Annotated in this window: 8 protein-coding genes and 1 tRNA gene; 4 read left to right on the forward strand and 5 right to left on the reverse strand. The window is 58.6% G+C overall.

Features of this window, described 5'->3' with window-relative positions; translation table 11 throughout:
• The first annotated feature begins 48 nt into the window (after positions 1-48).
• On the forward strand, positions 49-1,458 hold the full coding sequence (gene nhaC / locus BN1139_RS11255) for a Na+/H+ antiporter NhaC (RefSeq protein ID WP_005348775.1): 1,410 nt from the start codon (positions 49-51) through the stop codon (positions 1,456-1,458).
• 138 nt (positions 1,459-1,596) lie between these two features.
• Here the strand turns inward: nhaC and erpA are convergent, their stop codons facing one another.
• From erpA to clcA, 3 genes are all read right to left on the reverse strand, one after another.
• Positions 1,597-1,947, reverse strand: coding sequence for an iron-sulfur cluster insertion protein ErpA (gene erpA, locus BN1139_RS11260; protein WP_005340225.1), 351 nt, complete (start codon positions 1,945-1,947; stop codon positions 1,597-1,599).
• Positions 1,948-2,034: 87 nt separating this feature from the next.
• A complete protein-coding gene (locus BN1139_RS11265) occupies positions 2,035-2,730 on the reverse strand; it encodes a DUF6776 family protein (RefSeq protein WP_005343032.1) in 696 nt (231 codons plus the stop codon).
• Positions 2,731-2,821: 91 nt separating this feature from the next.
• Positions 2,822-4,210: a H(+)/Cl(-) exchange transporter ClcA gene (gene clcA, locus BN1139_RS11270; protein WP_013724143.1), complete on the reverse strand. Its 1,389-nt coding sequence runs from the start codon at positions 4,208-4,210 to the stop codon at positions 2,822-2,824.
• Between the two features lie 244 nt (positions 4,211-4,454).
• Between clcA and hemL the strand changes: the two genes are divergently transcribed.
• Complete coding sequence (gene hemL, locus BN1139_RS11275; protein ID WP_005348770.1) at positions 4,455-5,741, forward strand: glutamate-1-semialdehyde 2,1-aminomutase; 1,287 nt, start codon at positions 4,455-4,457, stop codon at positions 5,739-5,741.
• Between the two features lie 217 nt (positions 5,742-5,958).
• Positions 5,959-6,774: a hypothetical protein gene (locus tag BN1139_RS11280; RefSeq protein ID WP_005348767.1), complete on the forward strand. Its 816-nt coding sequence runs from the start codon at positions 5,959-5,961 to the stop codon at positions 6,772-6,774.
• Here BN1139_RS11280 and BN1139_RS11285 read toward each other — a convergent pair.
• Both BN1139_RS11285 and BN1139_RS11290 read right to left on the reverse strand, forming a co-directional pair.
• Positions 6,689-7,591 carry a sulfite exporter TauE/SafE family protein gene (locus tag BN1139_RS11285; protein ID WP_005348766.1) on the reverse strand — a complete coding sequence of 301 codons (903 nt, stop codon included), beginning with the start codon at positions 7,589-7,591 and terminating at the stop codon, positions 6,689-6,691. The two genes, BN1139_RS11280 and BN1139_RS11285, sit on opposite strands and share 86 nt — an antisense overlap.
• Before the next feature lie 296 nt (positions 7,592-7,887).
• A complete protein-coding gene (locus tag BN1139_RS11290) occupies positions 7,888-8,637 on the reverse strand; it encodes a DsbA family protein (RefSeq protein WP_005340211.1) in 750 nt (249 codons plus the stop codon).
• Positions 8,638-8,834: 197 nt separating this feature from the next.
• Here BN1139_RS11290 and BN1139_RS11295 point away from each other — a divergent pair.
• A tRNA-Ser gene (locus tag BN1139_RS11295) sits at positions 8,835-8,922 on the forward strand.
• Positions 8,923-9,520: the final 598 nt, after the last annotated feature.

The following is a 9,520-nucleotide window of genomic DNA, read 5'->3' on the forward strand; positions in this document are numbered from 1 at the left end:
CAGGACGAGAGGGAGTGACCTTGGCGAGCAAGAGTTTAGGAAGTATCTATGCAAAACCAACAAAACCACATCCGACTACCGGGCATGGCACAGGTGTTTGCCTGTCTGGCCATTTTCCTGGCCCTGGCATTCTCGTTCACCAGTGTGCTCGATCTGCCGATCCAGCTGGCGTTGTTCATCGCCTGGTTCGTCATCATGGGGCTTGGCATCAAACTCGGCCACGATTACAAATCCCTGGAACAGGCTGCCGTTGACGGCGTTGCCAAGGGGATGGGGGCCATCCTTATTCTGGTCTCCGTCGGTGCTCTGGTCGGCACCTGGATTGCTGGCGGCATAGTCCCCAGCATCATCTACTTCGGCCTCAAGGTGATCCACCCGTCCATCTTCCTGCTGGCAACCCTGATCATCTGCTCCCTGACCTCGCTGGCCACCGGCACCTCCTGGGGCTCTGCCGCCACCGCAGGTATCGCAATGATGGGGATCGGCCACAGTCTCGGCGTGCCTGCGCCGCTGGTAGCCGGTGCCGTGCTCTCCGGCGTCTACTTCGGTGACAAGCTCTCTCCGCTCTCCGACTCAGTAGTGCTGGCTTCGACCATGTCCAACGTCGACGTGGTGGAACACATCAAGGGGATGCTGCCTATCAGCCTGCTCTCCTATGTCATCACCGCCGTACTGTTCACCGTGGTGGGCATGCAGTATTCGGGCAATGTCAGCCTGGAGCAGGTCAATCTGGTGATGGAGGCCCTCGACAACCAGTTCAACATCACCCCGCTGGCCATAGTACCGGTGGTGCTGGTACTGGGCCTGTTGGCCAATCGCAAGCCCGCCTTCCCGGTGATCAGCTTCGGCGCCCTGCTGGGCCTGATCTGGGCCATCGTCTTCCAGGGCATGGATCCGGTCAAGGCGATGCACTCGGCTTATAGTCCGTTTGCCATCACCTCCGGCATCGACTTTATCGACAACATTCTCGGTCGCGGCGGCATGGAGTCCATGCTGGGCTCGGTCGCGGTCATCATCTTCGGTCTCGGGTTTGGCGGCCTGCTGGAGAAGGTCGGTATTCTGGAAGTGATCGCCAGCGCCTTCGAGAAGCGCATCAACAGCGTCGGCAGCCTGACCAGCCACACCATCGGCACCGCGTTTCTGGCCAACGTGTTTGGCTCGGCCATGTATGTATCGCTGATCCTGACCCCCAAGATCATGGCCAAAAACTACGACCGACTGGGACTGGCGCGCAAGAACCTCTCTCGCAACGCCGAGTTTGGCGGCACCCTCACCTGCGGCATGGTGCCCTGGAGCGACAACGGCATCTTCATGGCCGGGGTTCTGGGGGTGGCAACCCTCGACTACCTGCCCTACATGTGGCTGAGCTTCACCTGCATCATTGTGACCATCACCCTCGCCTACATGGGCAAGGCAGTGAACCGGATCCCGCTGGTCGCGGCGGCAAGCTCCCGCTAAGCCATTCTGCAAACAACAAAGGCGCCATCGAGGCGCCTTTGTTGTTTCAGAGAAATGCTGTTTGATGGAGCTCACTGATCACCACAAACAAAAACAGCCCTCGTTGCCGAGAGCCGTTTCATCAGACCGATACGCCGATCAGATGGAGAAGCTGGAGCCACAGCCACAGGTCGTGGTGGCGTTGGGGTTGGTCACGGTGAAGCGTGAGCCTTCCAGACCCTCGGTGTAATCCACACTGCCGCCTACCAGATATTGCAGGCTCATGGGATCGATCACCATGGTGACGCCATTCTTCTCGACTACGGTGTCCCCGTCGTTGATCTTCTCATCAAAGGTAAAGCCATACTGGAAACCGGAGCAGCCCCCACCCGTGATGTATACCCGCAGCTTCAGCTCGGGATTCTCTTCCTCGGTGATCAGGTTCTTCACCTTGTTGGCCGCCGCATCCGTCATCTGGATGGGCAGCGGGGCTTCTGCTACTGCACTCATTACTGACCTCACAACCATTAGATCCACAAACATGGAAACCGCGAAATTATCCAATACCCGACCATTCAGTTCAAGTATTCACCACGTTTAACCGGCAGCGGGAACCGGAGCAGGCGGTGCGGCGACCAGCGGCTTGATCACCTCGCCCCACTCAACCAGCAGCTCTTGCGCCGGTTGCCTGCCATCCTTGTTGATGGTGACACGGATCCGATCCGGCACAAAGCCTTCCGGCAACTGCCAATTCCCTTCCAGCAGCTGGAAATAACGCAGGGCATAACGCCACTCGCTCACCTTCATTCCGAGATCGCGACCGGTTAGCGTCTTCGGCTTGTCGGCCAGACTCCCCTCGACCCGGATCTGCACCTGACCACGAAACAGCTCCCGCTTCTTGGCGGGCTGGGTCAGGGCGAGACGATAGTGGTAGCGACCGGGAATGCTGGTCTCCTGCAGAGTCAGGTTGTCGATCACCACCCCCACCTGTTCGCCGGTGGGGCGCATGATCCGCTCGAAAAAGGCCAGCTGACGCTTGAGCTCCTGCACCTGCGCCTCCTGACTCTTCAGGGTGGTCTGCAACTGCTCGAAGGCCGCTTTCTGGGTCGCCAACTGGGTATCTTTCACCCCCAATTCGGTCTTGAGCTGGCCGATGGCCTTGCCCTGACGATCCAGCGTCTCCTGCTGTACCACCAACAGACTGCTCTGGGCCAGCTCCTGACGGTTCCCGACAAAGTAACCTATGAGCCCGCCAACGGCTAACACGACCAATAACTTCAATAGGTTGGACATAGCCCCTCATCCCGTTATCACGCCATTCACGGCAGCGCCTCTCCCTTCACTATACCGCCCTGACCGGGGCCAAAGGCGATAAAGGGAAAAATTAACTGGCCGTAGCGCTGCCATCACCCCGCTTTTGACGCGCGGCAAGCCGTAAAGTTCGCTCAAGGATCTGGGAATAGATGGGACGACCGCCCAGCGCTTGCGCCACAAGGGTGGCTCCCACTGTGGTGATCATCATCGGCAGGATCAGCTGATAGTTGTCGGTCATCTCGGTGACCAGCACGATACCGGTGATGGGGGCGCGCACGGTGGCAGCAAACAGCGCCCCCATTCCTGCGATGGCAAAGGCGCCGGGCTCGATGCCAAGCTCCGGAAACGCCGCATGAAACAGATGGCCAAACACCACGCCAAACAGGGTGCCCAATGCCAGGGTTGGCGCAAACACCCCGCCCGGGGCACCGGAGCAGAAGCAGATGAGGGTCGCAACCAACCGCACCGAGAAGATAAGGAACAGGGTCGCCATCGCATACTCATCCCCCATCAGATGGGGAATAAGCTCGGTGCCGCCCCCCGTCACCGCGGGGGCAAACAGCGACAGCACACCAAACGTTCCGGCGACCAGCATGCCGATGGCCACGAAACGGTGGCGCTTGTTCTGGTGCAGCGCCAGATAGCCATCCTGACAGGCCAGCACCAGCTTGTTGAAGACAAAACCGAGCACCCCGAAGGTGGCCCCCATAAAGAGGAACAGCCAGAGCGCCTTGAGGGCTGGCGCATCGTAGTGGGGCAAGGTGATCACCGCCCCCTGACCTTTCATGTTCTGCAGCATCAGGGTCGCCATGATGGCGGAGATCCCCACCGCCTTGATGGCCAGAAAGGAGTAGCGGAATTGCGGCCGCATCTCCTCCATCACGAACAGGATGCCCGCCAGCGGCGCATTGAAGGCTGCCGCCAGACCACCCGCCGCACCGGCGGCCAACAGGGCATGGCCATGCTCCTTGGGCAACCGGAAGATATCCGCCACCATCTTGCCGAGGTTGCCGCCGATCTGTACCGAAGGCCCCTCCCGCCCTAGCACCATGCCGGAACTCAGGGTGCAGATGCCGCCGAAGAACTTGACCGGCAACACCCGCCACCACCGAACCGGGCGCAGATCGTCCATCGCCCCCTCGATCTCGGGAATGCCGGAACCACCCGCTTCCGGGGCAAAGGTGTGAGTGAGGAAGTAGCCCACAAATCCCAACAAGGCGCTGAAGCCAAAGCCGAGCAGACCGAGCTGCCACCAGGGACGGTCGGCCAGCAAGGCGATACGTTGTTCTGCCAGCCAGTGGACTCCCGATTCGAACAGGCCGCACACCAGTCCGGCCAAGGTACCGACCAGCGCCGCCAGCAACAGAACCAGCAAGGGCATCTTGTCTTGCCGGATAATGCGGGAAAGCGGCCCCCGCGAAGAGGTATCAGCTTCAGAGGAGAGAGCTTGTTGCGCCATCTTGTTACACCAACTTGGAAAAACCATATCGTCAGCTAGCTGAGATCAGGATCACCCGGCGCGTTGCTCGGCTGCCCAGGGCTGGGGCTTTCTGCTATAGTCGGCCCGTTAAATTTTTGTCACGGGAGCAGACCGAGAGTCCGGGTGGCGAGAGCGCAAAGCATACTCCTGATGCTCCGGCCTGCCGAGTCTCAATCGGCTGCAATCCCTTGTGTGACGACCAAAATCCCATTAAGGATGATCCATGTCAAAATCAGATCAGCTGTTTGAACAGGCCCGCCAGACCATTCCGGGTGGCGTCAACTCACCGGTCCGCGCCTTCAATGGAGTCGGCGGCACGCCCCGCTTCATCGATCACGCCGATGGCGCCTATCTCTATGATGTGGATGGTCAGGCCTACGTGGATTACATCGGCTCCTGGGGCCCCATGCTGCTGGGTCACAACCATCCGGCCATCAAAGCCGCCATCATCAAGGCCGTTGAGAAGGGGCTGAGCTACGGTGCGCCGACCGAGATCGAAGTGCTGATGGCCGAGAAAGTGCGCCAAATCGTCCCCTCCATGGAGCAGGTACGGATGGTCAACTCCGGCACCGAAGCCACCATGAGCGCCATCCGTCTGGCCCGTGGCTACACCGGCCGCGACAAGATCGTCAAATTCGAGGGTTGCTACCACGGCCACGCCGACTCCCTGCTGGTCAAGGCAGGTTCCGGCGCCCTGACCCTGGGTCAACCCAACAGCCCGGGCGTTCCGGCCGATTTCGCCAAGCACACCCTGACCTGCGTCTTCAACGATCTGGATTCGGTGCGTGAAGCCTTCACTCAGTACGGCAGCGAGATCGCCTGTATCATCGTCGAACCGGTCGCAGGCAACATGAACTGCATCCCACCGATCCCCGGCTTCCTGGAAGGGCTGCGCGCCATCTGTGACGAGTTCGGTGCCCTGCTGATCCTGGACGAGGTGATGACAGGCTTCCGCGTCTCCCTGCGCGGTGCTCAGGGTCACTACAACATCGACCCGGATCTCACCACCCTTGGCAAGATCATCGGTGCCGGCATGCCTGTTGGCGCCTTCGGCGGCAAGAAGAAGGTGATGCAGCACATAGCCCCGACCGGCCCTGTCTATCAGGCGGGTACTCTCTCCGGCAACCCGGTGGCCATGGCTGCCGGTCTGACCATGCTGGATCTGCTGCTGGAGCCGGGTCTCTATGAGCAGCTGAGCGCCAAGACAGCTCGTGTTGCAGAAGGGCTGAAAGCCGCCGCGGCCAAGCATGGCATTCCGCTCGCCATCAACTATGTGGGCGGCATGTTCGGCTTCTTCTTCACCGAAGAGAGCGAAATCACCCGCTACGAGCAGGTCACTCGCTGCGATATGGAACGCTTCAAGCGCTTCTATCATCTGATGCTGGAAGAGGGCGTCTATCTGGCGCCGAGCGCCTACGAGGCGGGCTTCCTGTCACTGGCTCACGGCGACAAGGAGATCGAACATACCCTGGCTGCCGCCGAGCGCAGCTTCGCCAAGCTGGCTGACTAAATCGCTACTGCTTGTCGCAAAGGGCCCGTCACGGGCCCTTTTCTATTACAGAGACTCCATCACCACACAGGGCGGCAATACGCCCATTTCTGGTGCATTACCCCCTCATCATCCACCGATTTGTCATCCTCTGGTGCAACTTGCCCCGCCATCCCTGTCATAAAGCAGGCCCACTATTTGCACATTCACCACAAGAGCCCACGTCACCGAGGTCCATATGGCAGAGATGAGCCCCATCGATGTGCTGCGGCGCTATCAGGAGTATCAGGAGGAGCTGACCCCGCTACTGCAGGGGCTGCTCAGCGCTCCCCTTGCCTCGCTCAAGGGGTATCCCTTTGTGGTCAGCATTGACCACTATCAGGGGCCGATGTGCATCCAGCCTGTGGCACCGGCCGCCCATAACCGGCTGCACCTTATCGTGCAGGGGCAAGGACGGGAGATCACCGTCTGTCTGAATCAGCTGATTGGCTGGTTGATGGGAGACAGGGAGCGCCGCCGCGCCATGCCCTGGTTCAAGGCGGTCTATGTGGTGCTCAGCATGGCGCTGTTTCTCATCGTCGCGACGCTCATCTGGCACGGGCTGGAGCAGCTCTACCAGCTATTGTGCGGCAAGCAGCAGAACCAGCTCGGCGCCTTTAGCGCCATCATCTTCCTGACGCTGGCACTGGCGGTGTTCGATCTGGGCAAGACCATTCTGGAAGAGGAGGTACTGCTGCATAAGGATATCTTCCGCCACAGCGCCATTCGCCGCACCATCACCCGCTTTATCGCCGCCATTCTGATCGCGGTCTCCATCGAGGGGCTGTTACTGCTGTTCAAGGGTTCGCTCGGCCAGAGCGAGCTGCTCTGGCCTGCGGTCGGAGTGATGGGGTGTGCGGTGGGTTTGCTGCTGGCGCTTGGCCTCTATGTTTTTCTTGGGGCCAAGGCCGAAGCGGCACTGGTACAGGCTAGCCTGCGCTCTCCACCGTCAGTTGCACAGGGGAGCGACGCACCGCCCGCCAGGAGGCGTACATGGTCCAGGAGGTATAGATGACGATAAAGGCAACCAGCCACTTCAGCATCTCCATATCCATGGATTTGACCAGCATGGCGGCCAGCACCACACCGATGGGGCCGAAGATGGCTACCGCCAGCACCGCCTTGGCATCGAACGCCCCTTTGCGGATAAAGGTGCCTGCGGAGAAAACGCTAAGCACAGCGGTGGAGCCCATCATGATCGGAAACGCCGCCAGCGGATTCATCCCCAGCAGATAAACCAGCGTCATGCAGGGAGCAAACAGGCCGATACCGACATTCATCAATACCCCGAAGATGAAGTTGCCAAGCAGGGCGATCGCCAACTTGTAGCCGCTGAGCCCCATCGCATCGCCGCCTACAGGAAAAAGCCCCAGCAGACCGGCAAAGATAAGCCCTGCAACGACCAGCAAGGAGATAGCCATCACCAACCGGATGGTCTGCCGATCAAACGAGGCCACATGGCGAGCCCCCCAGGCAGCGCCCGCTGCGGCGGCCATCATCATGCTGATCAGCGTCAGCGGCTCCACCGCGACTGCGCCGACGAAGATCAGCGACTGAGTCACGGTCGGCAGCACGCACTGCCCATTGAGGGTACCCGGCAGCACCCGATCATCGATCAGCTTGAACTGCTTGTAGCAGGCGGTCTTTACCGCAAAGCTGCCCACACCAAGGGTATCGAGGAAGTTGGCAACCCCGCCGATCAACGCCACCGGCCAGAAGGGGGTCGTCTCAAAGGATCCACTCTGCTTCTTCCGCCAGCAGGCTTGCACCAGCATAAAGATGAATACGAGGCCTCCGGCTATAAAAACCAGCCGTAAAATATCAACTAACATAGGGGTTTCTCCTGCAACGGGCGGCGATTCTAAGGCAAGCAGCAGAAAAAATCTTGACCGGAATTAAGCAATGCTCACGACACACCTCTGCGAGGCGAAATATTTATCAATAGACTCCGAACGGCTCTGCTAATACTTGTTACTGAGGCCAACAGGCCGGGTCCTGAGCACGTTGTTATGGTCCTTTCGCGACGACCACTTGTGCCAAAGGACATAATAAAAAAGAGGGCCGGTGATGATACCGACCCTCTTTCTGTATCTGGCCGGGGCGCTGGGCCCTCGACCATGACAACTGCTTATTGAATGCTCTTGCCGGCACGCACATCCTTGATAAACCCCTTCAGGCTGGCCAGATCACGGGGGGCACCGCGCAGGATCTGATCACCGATGATGAAGGCCGGGGTACCGGAGATACCGAGCGCTTCAGCCAGCGCACGGTTGGTACCGAGGTTCTGGTCAATGCTGCCATCCTTGATCTTGGCCTCCACCTTGCTCCAGTCTACACCGGCCGCCACAGCCAACTGCTTGACCTGTGCTTCATCAGCGAGCGGGCCCTGATGGCTATAGAGCTTCTCGTGGAACGCCTGGTACTTGTCAGGCTGACCCAGCTGGACCGCCAACGCAGCACGAGCTGCGAAGTAGGAGGACTCGCTCAGAATGGGGAACTGCTTGTAGATGTAACGGATATCTTTATCTTCCGCCATCAGCTGCTTGACCAGCGGATGGGCCCGTTTGCAGTAACCGCAGTTGTAATCGAAAAACTCCACAATGGTCAGCGACGCCTTCGGATTCCCCATCTCGGGATCCTGATTGGCATAAAGCTGCTTGGAGTGAGCCTTGATCAGCGCCTTGTCACTCTCGGCCTGCTGGCTCTCCTGCTTGGCACGCAGGGCATTGGACATCTCGACCAGGATCTCGGGATTCTTGACCAGATAGTCGCGAACGATTTGCTCGACATCGCTTTTGGTCAGCTCACTTGCATGTACCGGCGTCGCCAGCAGGGTCACGCCAGCCAGCGCGCAAAACAGGGCATTTTTAATAGTCATAACGTTATCTTGCAGAGGATATGATAGAGGCCACTATAGTGGTTGAGTCTGTTTTCAAGTCAAGTTATCTGGCCAAAAAAGCGCTTGATGCACCCTGATTGCCACTTTTTCATGTCGTTTCGTGCAATTAACCAGCAATCGAACCGGACGGGGATTTACAAGCCGGATCAGCATGGTAATATTCGCCGCACTGCTGCGGAGGGGTGGCAGAGCGGCTGAATGCACCGGTCTTGAAAACCGGCGATGGGCGACCATCCGTGGGTTCAAATCCCACCTCCTCCGCCATTTATACCAAGCCCATGCAACCATGTTGCGTGGGCTTTTTGTTTGCCTGCAATTTGCCACTCCTCATAGATCTCAACACATTAGTCTTCTTCAACTCCTTTCTTGATCTTCTCACCCGCGGTCTAAATAGCTGCCACAAGCCCTCCTATCAACATCGAACCTCTGCGTTCCTGCGAGCATCCCTTCCCATTTCCTTATTGCCCCAAACAACAAGGACCCAAAGCAGCAACCACTGCGCCTGCGTGTTAGCACAGCCAACACACTCTCTGGCATAACTTCAGTGGGCGACTAACAAAATCATGGACAAGCAGAGGGCTCAAAAAGAAAGACTTCAGCTAACACAGGACGCAGATGCCTAGGAAAGATCGCAAGCAAGAGAGCCTAGCGTACAGGCGAGCATAGGATTCATGGGTCATGACTACGCCAGAGCCACCGTACAAAGCGACAGCGGTTCAGCGAAGAAAGAGTACCAAGCGGAACATCAGGCTATTTGTGGAACCTGAAAACAGCGTCGAGTAACAATAAGAACAGAGGAGAAGAGATAAGATGGGTCAATTATCAGGTAGCGTGCTGATTTTCAGGCAATAAAAAACCCCGC

The sequence above is a fragment of the Aeromonas veronii bv. veronii genome (assembly GCF_000820225.1).
Taxonomy (GTDB): Bacteria; Pseudomonadota; Gammaproteobacteria; order Enterobacterales; family Aeromonadaceae; genus Aeromonas; species Aeromonas veronii.